The organism is Micromonospora sp. BRA006-A (assembly GCF_033433935.1).
Taxonomy (GTDB): domain Bacteria; phylum Actinomycetota; class Actinomycetes; order Mycobacteriales; family Micromonosporaceae; genus Micromonospora; species Micromonospora aurantiaca.
The window spans coordinates 4,193,995-4,212,419 of record NZ_JANCLW010000001.1 but is presented as its reverse complement, the minus strand read 5'-3'; the positions used below and the strand labels follow the sequence as shown (position 1 = coordinate 4,212,419).

General features: G+C 75.0%; 10 protein-coding genes. 6 read left to right on the top strand and 4 right to left on the bottom strand.

What is annotated here, in order from left to right; genetic code table 11:
- The first annotated feature begins 2 nt into the window (after nt 1–2).
- From NMK34_RS19100 to NMK34_RS19085, 4 genes are all read left to right on the top strand, one after another.
- Nucleotides 3–3,281, top strand: coding sequence for a right-handed parallel beta-helix repeat-containing protein (locus NMK34_RS19100; protein WP_318334589.1), 3,279 nt, complete (start codon nt 3–5; stop codon nt 3,279–3,281).
- Nucleotides 3,282–3,313: 32 nt separating this feature from the next.
- A complete protein-coding gene (locus NMK34_RS19095; RefSeq protein WP_318334588.1) occupies nt 3,314–3,634 on the top strand; it encodes a YbaB/EbfC family nucleoid-associated protein in 321 nt (106 codons plus the stop codon).
- A gap of 119 nt (nt 3,635–3,753) precedes the next feature.
- Nucleotides 3,754–4,389 (top strand): helix-turn-helix transcriptional regulator, encoded by a 636-nt coding sequence (locus NMK34_RS19090; protein WP_194802792.1) that lies wholly within the window; start codon nt 3,754–3,756, stop codon nt 4,387–4,389.
- A 1-nt stretch (nt 4,390) separates the two neighbouring features.
- Nucleotides 4,391–6,781, top strand: a complete 2,391-nt coding sequence (locus NMK34_RS19085) for a hypothetical protein (RefSeq protein ID WP_318334587.1) — start codon at nt 4,391–4,393, stop codon at nt 6,779–6,781.
- Between the two features lie 4 nt (nt 6,782–6,785).
- Here the strand turns inward: NMK34_RS19085 and NMK34_RS19080 are convergent, their stop codons facing one another.
- The 4 genes from NMK34_RS19080 to NMK34_RS19065 form a co-directional block, all read right to left on the bottom strand.
- The gene (locus NMK34_RS19080) at nt 6,786–8,822 is read right to left on the bottom strand and encodes a BREX system ATP-binding domain-containing protein (RefSeq protein ID WP_318334586.1); all 2,037 of its coding nucleotides are present in this window, start codon (nt 8,820–8,822) and stop codon (nt 6,786–6,788) included.
- The gene (locus NMK34_RS19075; protein WP_318334585.1) at nt 8,819–11,011 is read right to left on the bottom strand and encodes a BTAD domain-containing putative transcriptional regulator; all 2,193 of its coding nucleotides are present in this window, start codon (nt 11,009–11,011) and stop codon (nt 8,819–8,821) included. Before NMK34_RS19075 ends, NMK34_RS19080 begins: the two co-directional genes overlap by 4 nt.
- Nucleotides 11,012–11,297: 286 nt before the next feature.
- On the bottom strand, nt 11,298–12,500 hold the full coding sequence (locus tag NMK34_RS19070) for a cellulose binding domain-containing protein (RefSeq protein ID WP_318334584.1): 1,203 nt from the start codon (nt 12,498–12,500) through the stop codon (nt 11,298–11,300).
- Nucleotides 12,501–12,721: 221 nt separating this feature from the next.
- Nucleotides 12,722–14,713, bottom strand: a complete 1,992-nt coding sequence (locus NMK34_RS19065) for an acyl-CoA dehydrogenase (protein ID WP_318334583.1) — start codon at nt 14,711–14,713, stop codon at nt 12,722–12,724.
- A 170-nt stretch (nt 14,714–14,883) separates the two neighbouring features.
- On the opposite strand from NMK34_RS19065, the gene NMK34_RS19060 reads away from it, so the two are divergent.
- Both NMK34_RS19060 and NMK34_RS19055 read left to right on the top strand, forming a co-directional pair.
- Entirely contained in the window at nt 14,884–16,605 is a 1,722-nt protein-coding gene (locus NMK34_RS19060) for an ABC transporter ATP-binding protein (protein ID WP_318334582.1), read from the top strand.
- The gene (locus NMK34_RS19055) at nt 16,602–18,392 is read left to right on the top strand and encodes an ABC transporter ATP-binding protein (RefSeq protein ID WP_318334581.1); all 1,791 of its coding nucleotides are present in this window, start codon (nt 16,602–16,604) and stop codon (nt 18,390–18,392) included. The genes NMK34_RS19060 and NMK34_RS19055 overlap by 4 nt, the downstream gene beginning before the upstream one ends.
- Nucleotides 18,393–18,425 lie beyond the last annotated feature (33 nt).

The following is an 18,425-nucleotide window of genomic DNA, read 5'->3' as shown; positions in this document are numbered from 1 at the left end:
CGGTGAGTCGGCAGGTTCTTGTGGTGGGCGACCGGAAGCCGGGGTCCTATCCGACGATCGGCTCCGCGCTGTCCCGGGCCGAGCCCGGCGCCACCATCGACGTCCATCCCGGCCGGTACGTCGAGAAGCTCGTGGTCGGTGACCGGGTGACGATCAGCGCGGCCCAGCCCGGCACCGTCGAGGTGCACGTGGAGGAGGGCAGCGTCCTGGTCGTCCGCGGTGAGGGCGCCCAGCTGCGCGGCATCACGCTCAGCAGCGCCGACACGACGCTGGCGGCGGTCGACGTGTACGCGGGCGAGGTGGCGCTCGACGACTGCCGGGTCAGCGGCGCCTCCTGGGTGACGCTGCTGGCCCGGATGCAGGGCACCGTCGCGCTGCGCGGCTGCGACGTGACCAGCTCGGCCGGCGCGGGCGTGGTGGTGATGTCGGCCGGGTCGAGCACGATCGAGGACACCGACGTCCACGACGTCGCCACGAGCAGCGTGGTGGCGGGCGAGCAGAGCGCGCTGACGTTGCGCCGGTGCCGCCTGCGGACGGCCGGCGCGAACAGCGTGTGCGTCGGCGGCGACGCCCGGCTCACCGTCGAGCAGTGCGAGATCACCGGCGCCGGCAAGCCCGCCCTCGTGGTCGAGCAGCGGGCCCGGGCCCGCATCCGCGGCCTGTCCGTCACCGGCAGCGGCAACGTCGACGTCTTCGTCCGGGGCGAGGCGGACGTGCAGATCAGCGACTCGACGTTCACCGGCGCCGCGGTGCAGTCGGCGCACATCGCCGAGGGCGCGTCGCCGGAGTTCCGGAACTGCACGTTCGGCGGCGCCGGGCACACCGCGGTGCAGGTGCTCGGGGGCGGCCGGCCGACCTTCACCGACTGCACCGTCGAGGACGCGCCGGTGGGCATCGCCGTCAACGGCGGCGCGCCCCGGTTCCTCGGGCTGACCGTGCGGGGTACGCGCGACAACGTCGCCGTGCTCGCCGGTGAGTCGGCTGTCGTGCTCCAGCGGCTACGCGCCGAGATCACCACCGGCGGCGGGGTGCTGGTCCAGGACGGTGCCTCGCTGGAGGGCACCGACCTGGTGGTGGACGCGGGCGAGGCGACGGCGCTCACGCTGACCGGCCCGGCGCGCGGCGTCGTCCACGAGGCCCGCCTCACCGGCACCGGCGCGGTCTGCGTCCGGGTGGGCGCCGGCGCCGACCTGACGCTGCGCGCGGCCCTGCTGCGCGGTTCCGGCGCGCTGGCCGAGGGCGCCCTCCAGCTCGGGGACAGCGAGGTCGTCGGCGCGGCCCGTGACGGCCTGCGGGTCATCGGATCGGCGACCGTGACGCAGACCCGGGTGCGGGACGCCCGGGCCGACGGGATCGTCTTCGAGGCGGGCTCCCGGGGGTCGGTGAGCGACGGGGAGGTGCTCGGCAGCGGCGCGGCCGGCATCGGCGTGGACACCGTGGAGCCGGTGGCGCTCACGCGGTGCGTGGTGCGCGACAGCGGCACCGAGGACATCCGCCGCGCGCCCGGCGTCACAGTGACCACCGAGGCGCTGACGGTGGGCCGCCCGCAGGCCACCCCCGCCGGCCCGCCGGCCGCCGCGCCGGTCCCGGTCGCCGGCGACGGGGGTACGGCGGAGGACGGCGCGGACGAGCTGAGCGAGCCGCTTCGCGAGCTGAACGGGCTGATCGGCCTGCGCGGGGTGAAGCAGGAGGTCACCGCGCTGATCAACCTGATCAAGATGTCGCAGGTCCGGCTCCAGATGGGGCTGCCGATGCCGCCGATGAGCCGGCACCTGGTCTTCGCCGGCCCGCCCGGCACCGGTAAGACCACAGTGGCCCGCCTGTACGGCTCGGTGCTCAAGGAGCTGGGCATCCTGTCCAAGGGCCACATGGTGGAGGCGGCGCGGGCCGACCTGGTGGGCCAGTACATCGGCTCCACCGCGATCAAGACGACCGAGCTGGTCACCAAGGCGCTCGGCGGCGTGCTCTTCATCGACGAGGCGTACACGCTGTCCAGCGGCTCGGGCGGCTCCGGGCCGGACTTCGGCCAGGAGGCCATCGACGCGCTGATGAAGATGATGGAGGACCACCGCGACGAGCTGGTGGTGATCGTCGCGGGCTACTCCGAGCTGATGGAGCAGTTCCTCGCCTCCAACCCCGGTATGGCGTCGCGGTTCACCCGCACCATCGAGTTCCCGAACTACTCCGTCGAGGAACTGGTCACCATCACCTCGAACCTGGTCAGCAAGCACTACTACGAGCTGACCGACGACGCGGTGGAGGCGCTCACCGCGTACTTCACCCGGGTGCCGAAGAACGCCACGTTCGGCAACGGCCGGGTGGCCCGCAAGCTGTTCGAGGCGCTGATCAACAACCAGGCGTCTCGCCTGGCGACCACGCCGCCCACGAAGGACAACGAACTCAACCGGCTCACCGCCGCCGACGTCGAACCCGAGCTGGCGCTGCTGGAGGACCTGCCGGTCGAGCAGGGCGAGCAGCCCGACGCGGCGACCGACCCGACCGGCGCCATAAACGCGTCCCGCAGCTGGAAGCGGATCTGCGGCCTGGTCGGCGGGCAGCGGGTCAAGGAGGCGGCCGGGCAGACGCTGCTGCAGCTCTGCGAGGGACGCAACCGCCGGCGCGGCCCCGGCCGCACCGGCAACGTGCTGCTCGGTGGCCGGGCCGGCAGCGGCCGCAGCGAGTACGCCCGGCTGTACGCCGCATGCCTGTCGGAGCTGGGCCTGGTGCCGGTCGGCCAGCTGGTGCGGGTGAGCACGAGCCGGGAGCTGGCACCGCAGTGGCCCGGCCAGGCCGGCAGCCTGGTGGACGCGGTCCTCGACGACGCGGCCGGTGGCGTGCTCCAGCTCGACTACGTCGACGACGGCTCCGGCGTCGCGCCGGAGATCGCCGAGGCGCTCGTGGGCCGGATGCGCTCCCGGCTCGGTGATCCGGTGGTGGTGCTGACCGGCGAGGAGGCGGCCCTGGCGAGCTTGCGGGCCGCGGTGCCGGCGGCGAACGAGGTGTTCGGCCAGCAGTGGTCGGTGCCGGAGTTCAGCACCGACGAGCTGGCCTCGATCGTGTTGCGGCACCTGGTGCGCCGGGGCCACGAGGTGCCCGACGACGTCCGGGCCGCGCTGACGCAGCTGGCCGGCCGGCTGCCCGAGCGCACCGTCCACGCCGCCCACCAGTTCTCGCTCGCGCTGACCCGGCGCACCGGCTCCCGTACCCTCGCGCTCGCCGACCTGGCCGCGCCCGGCCCGGCGGCCGGCGAGCGGCTCGGCGGCCTGGCCGCCGTCGGCTGACCACCCGACCGTCACCCACAGAAAGGCCCGGCATGCAGCCCGAGTCCAAGCCCGTTCCCCCCTCGTTCCAGGAGTTCATGGAGAATGCGCAGCGCCTGGAGGACCAGATGCGCAACGCGCAGGCGGAGCTGGAGCGGGCGATCGTCACCGGCCGCTCCCAGGACGCCACGGTCGTGGTCATGGCCAGCGGCCTCGGCAAGGTCCAGGCCGTCCGGGTCGACCCGAGGGTGTACGAGCAGCGTGACGCAGCGTCGTTGCAGACGGCGATCATGGAGGCGATCCAGGCCGCTGCCGCGAACGCCGGGAAGCTCGCGACGGAGAAGATGGGCCCCGTCGAAATCAATCTTCACTGACTGAAAAAAGTCTGACCAGTAGTTATGGGTAGATCTTCACGGCTCGGCGCCCTCCGGAAAGGAAGTGTGGAGATTTCCTGAAGGACTCTCCATGAGACTGTCAGCCCCTACTGACAGTGATGGAGATGGCTGTGGAGCAAGTTGCCGTCTTTGTGCACGCGCCCGACCCGCTGACCCACACCGGTCTGACCGCCCACCTCCGGTCGCGCTCCGACATCACGCTGCTGGACAGCGCGGACCGGACGCGGGCGCAGGTCCTCGTCGTCGCCGCGGAGCGGCTCACCACCGACGTGATCGCGATGCTGCGCCTCGCGGCGACCGAGATCGGCGCCCCGGTCGTCCTGATCACCACCGAGGTCAGCGAACAGGAACTGCTGACCGCCGTGGAGTGCCGGGTCGTAGCGGTCCTGCCACGGGCGGCGGTCACCGCCGAACGCCTCGTGCACAGCGTCCGGGCGGCCGCCTCCGGCGGCGGCGTGCTGCCCCCGAACCTGGTGGGCGAGCTGCTCAAGCACATCGAACGGCTCCAGCGCGACGTGCTCAACCCCAACGGGCTCAACGCCTCCGGCCTGACCGCGCGCGAGATCGACGTGCTGCGGCTGATGGCCGAGGGCTTCGACACCAACGAGATCGCCGACGAACTGCGCTACTCCGAACGCACGGTGAAGAACGTCATCTACGGCCTCAACCACCGGCTGAAGCTGCGCAACCGCTCGCACGCGGTGGCCTACGCCCTGCGCTCCGGCATGATCTGAGGTGATCACGCGCCACACCGTCGGCAACGCCCTGGTGCTGCACGCCAGCGAGCGGATCAGCACGGAGGCCCGTACGGTCGCGCTGTCGGTGGACCGGGATCCCGACAACGACATCGTGATCCTGGACCTGCAACACGAGCTGCCGTTCGACATCTGGGACACGGTCGCGACCGAGCTGCGCCGGCAGCGCCTGCGCCGGGGCATCCGGCTCGTGGTCTGCGGCGCCCGCCCGGAGACCGGGGCGCTCGCCGGCCAGTGGCTCGCCGACCGGCTGGGCCGGCCGGTGATCGCCCCGTTCGGACGGATGATCCCGGGCGCGGCGGGACTGCTGTTCGTGCACGCGACGGATCTCGGCGGCTGGGTCTGCTACCGGCGCGGCCACACGCCGGTCTGGCAGTCGAAGCGCTATCCCGTACCGGCCTGGGACGGCGCCGCAGTCGACCACCTGACGATCAGTTCGACCTGCGCCGCCGAGCCGCTGCCCGGCGGCGTCTGGCTCCGGGAGAGCCGCGACGAGGCCGCCGTCGCCGTACACGGAAGCCACCTCACCTCGACGATGCCGTGCCTGCCGGACGCCATGCCGGTCCTGGTGGGCTGCCCCGGGACGGCGCCGCTGCGCCTGGACGACATCGCCCGGTTCTGGCGTGGCCTGGCGCCGGAGGGGCGCGAGCACGCCCGCTTCGTCCAGTACGGCCCGGTCGCGCTGCCCGACGGTGAGCCGTTCGGGCAGGCGCTGGCCGACCTGCTGCGCTGCCCGGTGCGGGTCTTCACCGGCGTGCCCACCGGCCGTCCGGACGGCCCCGCCCTGTTCACCGTCGACGCCGACGGGCGGCCCGGCTGGCAGGTCTTCGCCGAGGAACTGGCCTACCGCCCCCGGGAGACGCTGGGGGCGAAGGCGGTGACGCCGCGCATCCTGCGTCACCGAGAGCCGCCGGAACTCGGCGAGCCGGTCGGCCCGCGCGTCTACCAGTACGCCCACGACGCGGTGGTCGAGGTGATCCCGTCCGGCCTCTGGCTGCGCGGCCCGGAGCCACCCCGGCACGCCGACCGGATCCGCGCCGTGCCGATGGACCCGGACCGCGTCCGGCTCGTCGTGGACGACCCGGCGCCGGCCGTGGCGGACCGCCACCGGGAACTGGCCGGTGACCTGGCGGCGCGGCTGGACCCGGCGACCCGCCAGCGGGCGGCGGTGCAGCCGTCCTCGCTCGTGGCGCCGGGTCGCCCGGGGCTCTCGGCCCGGGGGATCGAGGCCGGGACGTACCGGCACACGACGGGTCACGCCGCCGGACTGCCTCCCGCGCCGTCGGTGCCGGCACCCGTCCCGGAGCCGGTGCCCGTCGCCGTGGCGGGCCCGCCCGCGCCGTCGGCCGAAGCGGTGGCCGCGGCCGTTCCCGCAGCCGCCGGTCCCGCCGTCCCGCCGGACACGACCCTGCCGGACGGCTCCGGGCTTCACGTGGCCGGGCCGGGCGTCGCCGGCCGCGACGGCATCGGGCCGGACGCGAGGGCGCCGGACGCGAGGGCGCCGGATGCGGCGGCGCGGGACGTGGCCGGGCCGGTGGCCGGCGGCGGTGCGGGCTGGGCGACCAGCCCGACGATGACGCTGCCGGTGCACCGTCCCGCGCCGGCGCCCGTCCGCTTCCAGCGCACCCCCGGCGACGACGCGCGGGGCGTACGCCCCGGCCCCGACCTGGACGAGGAGCGGACCTGGTTCCGGCGGGCGTTCCGCCGGGAGATCGCCGACGTCGCCGCCGGCGTGGCGGACGTGCTCGCCGCGCATCCGGCGCTCGCGGGCGGCGCCGACGCGGTGGAGTACGCGACAGCCGTCCGCCTCTACCTCTCGGCTGCCGGCGACGGCCTCGACCAGGCGCTGCGGTCCGCCGAGCCCGGCGGTCACGTGCCGTTCGCCAGGTGCGTGTCGGCGGGCGTACGCCGGTTGCCGGTGCACCGGGGCGTCGCGTACGCCGGCGCCGAGCTGACCGCCGCGGACCTGCGGCGGATCGCGCAGCGCCGGGTGCTCACCGACTGGGGGTTCACAAACGCGCTCGCCGAGCCGCCCGCCGGCCTGCCGGGCACGGTCGAGGTGCTGATCTGGTCGGCCACCGCGCGGCGCACTGCGGCGTTCGAGACCGCCGACGGCGTGCCGGCCCGGGTCCTGTTCCTCCCCGGTACGGCGTTCACGGTGCTCCAGGTGCAGGAGCCGGAGGCCGGCGCCCCCGCCCGGCTGCTGGTGCGGGAACTGGCGGTGGAGGAGCCGCCGGTGGATGGGCGGGTACGCTTCGACGCCCTCGCCCTGGCCGCCCTGCGCCAGCACCTGGCGCGCCGCACCGGCCCGGGTACGCCGGTCCCGGCGGCCGCCGCCCGCCGGTTCGTGGGCGTACCGGGGCTGCGCTGAGGCGCTACCGGTCGAGACCGTCGCGCAGGGCGGCGAGCGCAGCCCGCTGCGGCGGCGGCAGCCGGCGACCCGCCAGGGCCCGGCGTACCAGCTCGCGGGCCGCCTCCGGGGCGCGCCGGGACAGCTCGGCGCCGTTCGTGACCAGCCAGTCCACCAGCCACTCGTCCACCTCGGGCGGCCCGGCGAGCAGGTGGTCGGCGACCCGGGTGACGGCGCCGCCGTCGTCCGCGAGCGCCTGTGCCGCATGCCGGTGCAGCGTCGGCCGCAGCGCGGCGGGGATGCTGCCGGCGAGCGCCCGCCGCAGCACCGGTTGCCGGAACGCCAGTTCGCTGCCCGCGTCCACGAGGACGTCGGCGGCGACCGCCTCCTCCAGCTCGGCCATCAGGTCGAACGGCGACCGACCGGTGACCGCCGCGACCTCGGCGACGGCGAACTCGTCGCCGAGCAGGGCGGCGTAACGCAACGACTCCCGGGCACCGGGGGAGAGGTGGTCGAGGCTGGCCCGCACGGTGTCCAGCAGCGCGCGCGGCATCTCGTCGGCCCGCGCGTCGACCTCGGCGAGCCCGTCGACGACGCGTACCCCGTCCTCGGCGACGAGGCCGCTGACCAGTTCCCGGGCGTACAGCGGATTGCCGGCGGCCAGCGGCGCCAGCGACCGCAGCGTGGCGCCGGGCGGCACGCCCACCGTCCGGCCGAAGATCTGCTCGATGTCCGACGGGGGCAGGGGGGTGAGCCGGATCAGGTGCCCGTCGCGGGTGCTCACGCCCCGCCGTACCCGGGCCAGGTCGCGGCGGCCCGGCTCGGGCCGTGCGGTCGCGACGAGCAGCAGCGGCAGCCACCGGGTCAGCGCGGCCAGCCGCTCCCAGGCCAGCAGGCTCACGTCGTCGGCCCACTGGAGGTGGTCGACGGCCAGCACCAGCGGGCCCGTCGCGGTGAGCCCGCGGACGTGGTCGAGCACCCGGTCGACGGCGGAGGCCGGTTCGTCGTGCGGCGCGTCCTCCAGGCGCAGCGCCCGCCGCATCACGTGCAGCGGGATGCGGCTGCTGAGTTCCTCGGCGCTGCCGCGCGCGACCCGGTGGCCCCGGGCCCGCGCCTCGTGCAGCGCCGCGTCGAGCAGCGCGGACTTGCCGATGCCCGGCTCGCCCTCGATCCACACGATCGCGCTGCGGCCCTCGCCCACCGCGTCCAGCAGGTCGCGCAGCAGCGCCAGTTCGGCGTCGCGTCCGACCAGGCGTCCCCGTCGCGGTACGGCCGGCGCCGCCACCGCCGCCACCGCCGCCGGTGCCACCGGTACGGGCGGTGCCGGCTCGGCGAGGATGCGGCCCTGTAGCTCGCGCAGCGCCGGGCCGGGCTCGACGCCGAGTTCGTCCGCGAGCACCCGGCGCGCCGCGTGGAAGACGTCCAGCGCCTCGGTGCCCCGGCCGGCCCGGTGCAGCGCGCGCATCAGCAGCTCGTGGAACGGCTCGTGCAGGGGATGGTCGCGGACCAGTGCGGTCAGGTCGGCGATCAGCGTGTCGTCGCCGCCGCCGGCCAGGACCAGCCGGGCCCGCCGCTCCGCCGCGGCGATCCGCAGTTCGGCCAGGCGGTGCCGGTCGAGGTCGGCGAAGAGTCCGGTGACGTTCGCGTACGCCTCACCCCGCCAGAGCGCGAGCGCCTCGTCGAGCAGGGCGACCGCCGGTCCGGGCCGCCCGGCGCCGGCCTGCGCCCCGGCCGCCTCGCACAGCGTCTCGAACCGGTCGGCGTCCAGCGCGCCCGGTTCGAGGCGCAGCGTGTATCCGGCCCGCCCGGAACGCAGCAGCCCACCGGCCGGGCCCAGGGCGCGCCGCAGACCGGAGACGTAGGTGTAGATGTTGCCCGCCGCGGCGCTCGGCGCCGACTCGCCCCACAACGCCCGGATCAGTTCGGCGCGGGTGACCGGGCGGTTGGCGTTCGCGGCCAGCATCGCGAACAGGGCCCGCCGCCGGGCCGGTCCGAGGTCGATCTCGACCTCGCCGTTCCAGGCGCGTACCGGGCCCAGAACGGTGATGCGCAGTCTCCTCACCGCTGCCCGACGACCGCCGGGCCGACGTTCGCCGAGGGCCCGTCCGGGCCGGCGATCCGGTACATCTCGGCGCGCGTGGCGGCGTCCCCGGTGTGCGCCGACACCCAGGTCGCCTCGGGGCCGGCGGGCAGGCCGCAGCGGTGCAGCACCCGGGCCAGTTCCGCGGTGAGCAGCTCGCGGGACGACGCGGACAGGCCGGGCGAGGCGACGGCGTGGCGCAGCACCGCGATCGCGGGCGCGGGTGCGGCGGCGCCCAGCTGCGCGGCGTGCGCGGTCAGCCACTCCTGTACCCAGGCGTCGACCGGCACCGGCCCGGCCAGCAGCTGGCCCGCGACCCGGCCGAGGTCGCCGCCGGCCTCGGCGAGCCGCTGGGCGAACTGCCTGTGCATCAGCACCCGCAGCGCGGTGGGGATCGCGCCGCGCAGGACGCGGCGGATGACCGGATGCCGGAACCGCAAGCGGCGTCCGTCCTCGACGAGGATTCCGGCGGCCAGCGCCTCCTCCACCGCGGGTACGAGTTCCGGCGCCGACTTGCCGGTGACCGCGGCCAGGTCGGCCACCAGGTAGTTGTTGCCGAGGAACGCGATCGCCCGCAGCAACTGGCGGGTGTCGTCGGCGAGTGGTTGCAGGTGCCGGGAGACCGCGTCGGTCAGTTCCGGTCCGGGTGTGTCGGCGGTCCGGCCGTCGCGGTCGGCGAGGACGAGATGCCGCAGGTAGTACGGGTTCCCGGCGGCCGCCGCGACGAACGAGCGCACGGTGCCGGGGTCCGGGCCGGGTGGACGGGACCAGGCGCGGACCAGGCCGGTCGCGGTGTCGTCGTCGAGCGGGCCGAGGTCGACGACCGTGGTGCCGTCGCGGGGCAGCACCCGGCGCAGGAGCCGTACCTCGTATCCGGCCGGGACCGGGCGGGCGGCGGAGACGAGCAGCAGCGGCAGCCGGGTGGTGAGCTTGTGCAGCGCGTGCCAGACCAGCAGCGACATGTCGTCGGCCCACTGGAGGTCGTCCAGGACCAGCAGCAGCGGCCGTTCGGCGCACCGCGCGACCACGAACCGCTGGACCGTGTCGATGACGGTCATGGTCGGTGGCGCCCCACCGGTGCAGGCGTGCAGCGAGGCGGGCAGGCCGTCCGCGTCGTTGCCCAGGGACAGGCACTCCAGCACGATGCTCAACGGCATCCGGTACGCCAGTTCGTCGCCGACGGCCCAGCCGACCTGGACGCCGAGCGGCGCCGCGCCGCTGAGCCCCTCGGCCAGCAGCGCTGACTTGCCGATGCCCGCCTCGCCGCTGATCCACATGCTGCCGCCGCGTCCGCCGGCGAGGCCGGTGACCGCCGCGCGCAGCCGGGCCAGCGCGGCGGAACGGCCCCGGAAGCCGGGGTGCCGGGCCGGGACCGGTCCCGGGCCGCGTACCGGGGCCGCGGTGGCGCCGGACAGCTGGTCGTGGATCTGCCGGACGGCCGCGGCGGGTTCGGTGCCCGCCTCCTCGACCAGCCGGTCGCGTAGCGTGGCGTAGAGCGCGAGCGCCTCGGCGGTACGGCCCTGCGCGGCCAGCGCCCGCATCGCCACCGCGTACAGGCTCTCCCGGGCCGGGTGGCGGTCGACGAGCGTGAGCAGCCGGTCGACGACCTCGGCGCCGCGTCCGAGGCCCAGCATCAGTTCGGCCTGGCGCTCCACAGTGGTCAGGTACAGCTCGCCGAGCCGGATCCGGTGGCCGGCCGCCCGCGGTCCCGGTACGCCGACGAGCGCCTCGTCGCCCCGCCACTGCGCCAGCGCGGCGTCCAGCGCTGCCAGTTCGCCCGTCGTGTCCCCCGCGGCGCGGGGTGCGCGGCTGCGTTCGCGCAACCGCTCGAAGCGGTGGACGTCGACGGCGTCGGCGTCGACGTGCAGCCGGTAGCTGCCGCCCTCGGAGGTGAGCACCCGGCCGGAGGACCACCTGTCGCGGTCCGGTTCGAGCATGCGGCGCAGGGCGGAGACGTACGTGTAGAGGTTGCCGGTCGCGCTGGCCGGCGGATGGTCACCCCAGACGGCGGAGATCAGCTCGTCCCGGGACAGGCCCCGTTCCGGGGTGAGCGCCAGCGCGCTGAAGACGGCCCGGCGCTGGGCCGAGCGCAGCGGCAGTTCCCGCCCGGCGAACGTGATCCGGAGACTGCCCAGCAAGCGGATGTCGAAGCCACTGCACTGTGCCGTCATGCCGTCCTCGTGGTGACCGGATACCTGCCTCGGTGACAACCGTTCGGCGGAACCCTAGCCCAACCATCTACCATGTCAACTTCATGTGGATGGCCGAAAAGCTTACGGCGCAGGGCTTTCCGGTGCACGTACCGTTCGTCTCCGGCCGCCGCCGGTCGCGCGAGCAGGCAGTCTCTCCGAGGCCGGTCCGGACCGTCCACGACGGACCGGGCAGGGGCCGGGCGTCCCGGCGAGACGATACTCACTCGGCGGGGCCGGCGTCCGGCGCCGGCCCCGCCGAGATGGTTCAGCTACCGGTGCAGGTGGCGGTGGCGCCCCCGCCGGTCCCGGTGCCCTGGAATCCGAAGGTGGTGCTCTGCCCCGCGCCGAGCCGTCCGTTGTAGCTCTGGTTCGCCACGGTGACGGTGCCGCTGGTGCCGCTGGGCACGCCGTTCCACAGTGAGCTGATCGCGGCGCCGCCGGGCAGCGTGAGCGTGACGCGCCAGCCGGTCAGCGCGGTGCTCCCCGCGGTCACCGTCACGCCTGCGACGAAGCCGCCGTTCCACTGGTCCTGGACGGCGTAGACGGCGGTGCAGGAGGCCCCGCCCGGCGGCGGCGTGGTGGGCGGCGGCGGGGTCGTGGGCGGGGGAGTGGTGGGCGGCGGGCCGTCGAGCGTCAGGTTCTTCTGCTGGACGCTCCACTGGGTGCGGCACAGACCGCAGTCGGGGCCGACGAAGGTGGCGCCGGCGCTGACGTCGCCCTTCAGGCGCCACTTGAGATAGAGCACCGCGACCCGGCCGAACTCGCCGCCGTTGGGCTGGTCGTACGTGCCGCCGTGCCCGACGTCCAGGTTGCCCATGAAGGCGGGCAGCCCGGCCGGCAGCTTGCCCCAGTCGTCCATCGCGTTCGGGTAGGCGATGTCGCTCGGCCCGCCGACGAAGTACGCGATCGGCTTGGTGAGTCGCCGCAGCTGGTAGTCGTCGGCGTCGTTGAGCAGGCCGCTGCTGAAGATGCCGGTGGTGGTGACGCGCGGATCGTTCGAGACCGCGTACGCCTCCAGGCCGCCGCAGGAGAACCCGGCCACGGCGATCTTCGTGGTGTCGATCCGGTTGTAGTACTTGCTCCCCGACCGGGAGTTCTCCGCCACCGCCCAGTCGATGGACTGGGTGAGCATCTGGGCGTTCGTGGAGCCGGAGCCGTTCGGCGCGCCGTTGGCGATGGCGAGGAAACCGTGGGAGGCGATCTCGCGCAGGAAGGTGCCCTGCGACAGGCCGTTGGCCGAGCACGCGCCGTTGCCCCACACCAGGACGGGAAGGCGCTCGGACGGGAGCGTCTGGGGCCGGAAGATGGTGTGGCTGGGCAGGCTCGACGAGGTCTCGTAGTCGGCGGGGTAGGGCCCCGAGCCGCCGATCACGGCGCCGGCGGGTGTGGCGCCGAGCGCCACGACCACGGAGGCGAGCGGGACGAGGGCGGCGGCCAGTCCCGCGTAGATCTTCGTTCGTCTTCTCATGCGTCCTCCAGGGGACGTCGTCGACGGCGCTCCCTGGACGGTGGTGGTGGCGGTGTGCCGGCCACGTCGGTGTGGCGCCGCCGCGATGCGTCCCAGCGGAGGGACCGGCGGGAGCTTTGCAGTTACTATCACCGCCGTAACGAAATGTGTCAATGCACGTCGGTCGATGTCTGCCGCCGGATCGGCTACCGGTCCGCGGCCGGGGCCGTGGCGCCGGCCGGCTACGCGGCGACCGCCTGCGGGTCGCCCGTGGCGTCGTGGGCGGCCATCGTCTCCTGCCGTGCCGGCTCCTCGCGCAGGATCGCGGCGTGCAGCCACGCATCCGGGATGGCGAAGCCGTCCACCAGCGTGCGCATGTACGGGCGCAGCTCCTTGAGCAGCCCGTTCACCACGCCGGTGATCGCCTTCGACCGGGCCGGGGTGAGCCGGCCGTGCTCCAGCAGCCAGCCCTTGTTCGCCTCGATGACGCTCAGCGCGTACAGGTCGCAGACCCGGGACAGCAGCTCCTTGACCGCCGGGTCGGCGGTCGCGTCGATGCCGGCGACGAACGCCTCCAGGGTCACCCGGTCGACGTGCGCGGCGGCGACGGCGAGGACGTGGTCCTGCACGTCGTTGAAGATGTCGAACGGACGGTCCTTCTTGGTGGAGGCGCCACCGCGCAGACGGCGTACCGCGCTGTCGAGCAGGTGCTCCTCGCGGTCCTCGAACACCTTGAGCTGCCAGCCCCGGTCGGTGACGGCGACCTCGTCGTCCCGGCCCGGCACCGCGCCGACGAGCCGCGCGATGAGCGCCCGCGCGGCGGTGCGTTCCAGCACCATCTCGCGTACCTGCTCGGCCACGAACGAGGCGCGCCCCCAGCCGTCCAGGGAGCCGAACTCGTCCCGGTAGCCGGTCAGCATGCCCTTGGCGACCAGTTGGAGCAGGACCGTGTTGTCGCCCTCGAACGTGGTGAACACGTCGGTGTCGGCCTTGAGGCTGGGCAGCCGGTTCTCCGACAGGTAGCCGGCCCCGCCACACGCCTCCCGGCACATCTGGATGGTGCGCGTGGCATGCCAGGTCTGCGCCGCCTTGAGCCCGGCGGCCCGGGACTCCAGCTCCCGCTGCCGGTGCTCGTCGACCGGCCCGTCGCCACCCTGGATCTCGTCGAGCGCGGCGACCAGCTCGGTCTGGGCGAAGTGCAGCGCGTACGTGGTGGCCAGCGCGGGCAGCAGCTTGCGCTGGTGGGCCAGGTAGTCGTTGAGCAGCACCTCGCGGTCACCCTCGGCGTCGCTGAACTGGCGGCGGATGTCGCCGTAGCGCACCGCGATGGCCAGTGCCGCCTTGGTGGCCGCCGAGGCGGCGCCGCCCACGCTGACCCGTCCCCGCACCAGCGTGCCGAGCATGGTGAAGAACCGGCGGGAGTCGTTCTCGATCGGGCTGGAGTACGTCCCGTCCTCGGCCACCTGCGCGTACCGGTCCAGCAGCATGTCCCGCGGCACCCGTACGTGGTCGAAGCTGAGCCGCCCGTTGTCCACGCCGAGCAGGCCGGCCTTGGGTCCGGCGTCGCCGATGGTCACGCCGGGCATCGGGTTGCCGTGCTCGTCGCGGATCGGCACCAGCCACGCGTGCACCCCGTGGCGGCGCCCGTCGCTGATGAGCTGGGCGAAGACCACGGCCATCCGCCCGTCCCGCGCCGCGTTGCCGATGTAGTCCTTGCGGGCCGCCTCGTGCGGCGTGTGCAGGTCGAAGGTCTGCGTCTGCGGGTCGTACACGCAGGTGGTGCGCAGTTGCTGCACGTCCGAGCCGTGGCCGGTCTCGGTCATCGCGAAGCAGCCGAAGATCCGGCCGGAGACGATGTCCCGCAGGTAGGCGTCGTGGTGCCGCTTGGTGCCGAGCGCGGCGACCGCGCCGCCGAACAGGCCCCACTGCACGCCGGCCTTCACCATGAGTGACAGGTCGACCTGCGCCAGCATCTCGGTGGCGACGATCGAGGCGCCCACGTCGGACCGGCCGCCGTACTCGGCCGGGAAGCCCGCGGCGATGCCCAGCTCGACCGGGAGTTCGCCGAGCAGCCGGGTGATCCGCTCGCGCGCCTGGTCGCCGGTCTCGCCGTAGACCGGCAGGAACCGTTCGTCGAGATGGTCGCGGTGAGCCCGGCGGACCTCGGCCCACGGTCCGTCGAGCGTCTCCTGAAGGCGGGCGATGTCGATGCGGCCGGACGCGTGATCGAGCATGGTCGCTCCTCGGGGCAGCGGACATATGGGTGCACTCTCGGCCTGATCAACATTACCGGCGGTCACCGTGCCCCGCTGGCGGAGGCCGTGGTGAGCCGTGCCACCCGCCTCGGTCACCGCGCGTGCTGAGGTTAGGCTGTCCTCACTTCGAGCACTGGAGGCCTCCCCTCGTGTCCCCGCAACCCGCCGGCGGCGCCGTCACGGCCCGGTACGTGCTGCGTCAGGCGTTGCGCCGCCAGCGACGGCCGGTGCTGATCGGCGTGACGCTGCTCGGCCTGCACCAGGTCGCCGAGGCGCTCGTGCCGGTGGCGATCGGCGTCATCATCGACCGCGCCGTGGTGACCGGCGACCCCTGGGCGCTCGCGTACTCGGTCGCCGGCCTCGCCGCCCTGTTCGCCGTGCTCGCGTTCGCCTACCGCAACGGCGCCCGCCAGGCGTTCGCCGCCGTCGAACGGGAGGCGCACCTGCTCCGGGTGAAGATCGCCGAGCGCGCGCTCGACCCGCGCGGGCACCGGTCCGGCCTGCGCGACGGCGAACTGCTCTCGGTCGCCGCCTCCGACGCCGAACTCGCCGCCTACGTGGTGCGGGTCGCCGGGTTCGGTGTCGCCGCGGTGACCGCGCTGACCGTCGCGGCGACCGCGCTGCTGGTCATCGACATCCCGCTCGGGCTCGGCGTGCTCGTCGGCGTACCGGTGCTCGTGCTGGTGCTGCAACGGATGGCGCCGCTGCTGTCCCGGCGCAGCAGCTCCCAGCAGGAGGCCCTCGCGGAGACCACGGCGCTCGCCGTCGACCTCGTCTCCGGCCTGCGCGTGCTGCGCGGCATCGGCGCCCAGCACCACGCCGCCGGCCGGTACGCCGCCGCCAGCCGCAACGCGCTCGCCGTGACGCTGCGCGCCGCCAACACCAAGGGACTGCACCTCGGGCTCACCACCGCCGCCAACGGCCTGTTCCTCGCCGCGGTCGCCGGTGTCGCGGGCTGGCTCGCCCTGCGCGGCCGGCTCACCATCGGCGAGCTGGTCACAGTGGTCGGCCTCGCGCAGTTCGTCGCCGAGCCGGTGCAGACCATGGGCTACTGCGTGCAACTGTTCGCGATGGCCCGCGCCTCCGCCGCCCGGGTGGCGCGCGTGCTCGGCGTCGAGCCGCTCACCCGGCCCGGCGACACGCCCGCCCCGGCCCACCCGGACGGGCCCCGGCTCGCCCTCGACGACGTCGGGCACGCCGGACTGGACGGGGTGAACCTGCGCGTCGGCCCCGGCGAGGTGGTCGGTGTGCTCGCGTACGACCCGGCCGACGCCGAGGCGCTGGTGGCGCTGCTGTCCGGGCGGGTGCCGCCGGACGCGCGCCGGGGCACGGTGCAGGTCGACGGCGTGCCCGCCGACGACCTGCACGTCGACGCGCTGCGGGGCACCGTGCTCGTCGAGCCGCACGACGTGACGCTGTTCGAGGGCACAGTGGCGGCGAACCTCGCCGCCGGCGCCCGTACCGATCAGGCGCGGCTGCACGCCGCCGTCCGGGCGGCCGCCGCCCAGGACGTGGTGGACGCGCACCCCGGCGGCCTGGACCACCGGCTCGTCGAGCGGGGCGCGAACCTCTCCGGTGGACAGCGCCAGCGGCTCGGGCTGGCCCGGGCGCTGCACGCCGACCCGCCCGTGCTGGTGCTGCACGACCCCACCACCGCCGTCGACGCGGCCACCGAGGCGCAGCTCGCCGACGGGCTGGCCGAAGCGCGCCGGGCGGCGCCCCGGGGCACGCTGCTGATCACCAGCAGCCCGGCCCTGCTGCGCATCACCGACCGGGTGGTGGTGATCGCCGACGGCCGGGTGGCCGCCGAGGGACCACATGAGCGCCTGCTCGCCGAGGACCCCCGCTACCGCGAGGAGACGCTGCGGTGACCGCCGAACCGCGTACCCCCGGCCGGACGTTGCTGCCTGTCGCGTCCGCCCGCCAGACCTGGACCACGCTCGTCGCCCGGTTCCGCGACCGGCCCGGCCTCAGCGCCGCCGCGGCGACCGTGCTCGTCGCCGCCGCCACCGGTGGACTGGTCGCACCCTGGGTGCTCGGCCGTCTGGTGGACGACGTCATCGCCGACGCCCCGCCCTCCCGGATCGCCGGCCGGGTGGCGGTCATCGCCGCCGCTGCCGTGCTCACCGGCCTGCTCACCGCGCTCGGCGCCGCGCTGGCGTCCCGGCTCGGCGAGACGGTGCTGGCCCGGCTGCGCGAGCGCGTCCTCGACCGGGCGCTGCACCTGCCGTCCGCGACGCTGGAACGGGCCGGCACCGGCGACCTGCTGGCCCGCGTCGGCGACGACGTGGCGGTGGTGACGAACGTGATCGCGGTGAGCGGCCCGGCGTTCGTCGGCGCGCTGCTGTCCGTCGTGCTCACCGTGTTCGGGCTGGTCGCGCTGGACTGGCGGCTCGGCCTCGCCGGGCTGGTCGCAGCGCCCGCGTACGCGCTGGCGCTGCGCTGGTACCTGCGGCGCTCGATGCCGTACTACGCCCGCGAGCGGGTCGCCACCGGTGAGCGGACGCAGGCGATGGCCGGTGCGCTGCGCGGCGCGGCGACGGTGCGCGCGTACCGGACCGAGGACGCCCACGTGGCGGCGATCGCCGAGCGGTCCGGCCTGGCCCGCGACCTGTCGCTGGAGATCTTCAACCTGCACACCCGCTTCGGGCTGCGGATCAACAGGTCGGAGTTCCTCGGCCTGGCCGCCGTGCTCGTCGCCGGCTTCCTCCTGGTCCGCGACGACCTGGTCACCGTCGGCGCGGCCACCACCGCCGCGCTCTACTTCCACCGGCTGTTCAACCCGATCGGCCTGCTGCTGATGGAGTCCGACTCGGTGCTGCAGGCCGGCGCGAGCCTCGCCCGGCTGGTCGGCGTGGCGAACCTGCCCGGCACCGGCCCGGCCACCGCCTCCGGCCCGGCCACCCCGCCCGCCGGCCCGCGCGGCCCGGCCGCGCTGGACGTCACGGTGCGCCGGCACCACTACGACGACGGGCCGCCGGTGCTCGCCGACGTCGAGCTGCGCCTGGCACCGGGGGAGCGGGTCGCGCTGGTCGGCGCCAGCGGCGCCGGCAAGAGCACGCTCGCCGGCATCGCCGCCGGGATCATCGCGCCCACCGACGGATCGGTACGCCTCGACGGCGCGCCGCTGACCGGGACGGGCGAGGCCACCTCCCGGCGGGACGTGGCACTGGTCAGCCAGGAGGTGCACGTCTTCGCCGGCCCGCTGGCCGAGGACCTGCGCCTGGCCGCCCCGGAGGCGACCGACGCCGAGCTGCTCGACGCGCTGGAGCGGGTCGGCGCCACCACCTGGCTGCGTGCCCTGCCGGACGGGCTGGCGACGCCGGTGGGCGAGGGCGGCCACCGGCTCACCGCCGCGCAGGCCCAGCAGGTCGCCCTGGCCCGGCTGGTGCTCACCGCGCCCGCCGTCGCCGTGCTCGACGAGGCGACCGCCGAGGCGGGCAGCGCCGGGGCCCGTGACCTGGACCGGGCGGCCCTCGCGGCCACGCAGGGACGGACCACGCTGATCGTGGCGCACCGGCTCAGCCAGGCGGTGAGCGCGGACCGGATCGTCGTGCTCGACCACGGCCGGATCGTGGAGCAGGGCACGCACGAGGAACTGCTCGCCGCCGACGGCCGGTACGGCCATCTCTGGCGTTCCTGGCGCGTCCCGGTATGATCACCGACCGCTCCACAGCCCAGGCGAGGTGAC

What these genes read in the sequence shown, in the direction of transcription:
- NMK34_RS19095 (WP_318334588.1), top strand. Translation starts at nt 3,314, where the DNA reads ATGCAGCCCGAGTCCAAGCCCGTTCCCCCCTCGTTCCAGGAGTTCATG.
- NMK34_RS19090 (WP_194802792.1), top strand. Translation starts at nt 3,754, where the DNA reads ATGGAGATGGCTGTGGAGCAAGTTGCCGTCTTTGTGCACGCGCCCGAC.
- NMK34_RS19075 (WP_318334585.1), bottom strand. Translation starts at nt 11,011, where the DNA reads ATGACGGCACAGTGCAGTGGCTTCGACATCCGCTTGCTGGGCAGTCTC.
- NMK34_RS19070 (WP_318334584.1), bottom strand. Translation starts at nt 12,500, where the DNA reads ATGAGAAGACGAACGAAGATCTACGCGGGACTGGCCGCCGCCCTCGTC.
- NMK34_RS19065 (WP_318334583.1), bottom strand. Translation starts at nt 14,713, where the DNA reads ATGCTCGATCACGCGTCCGGCCGCATCGACATCGCCCGCCTTCAGGAG.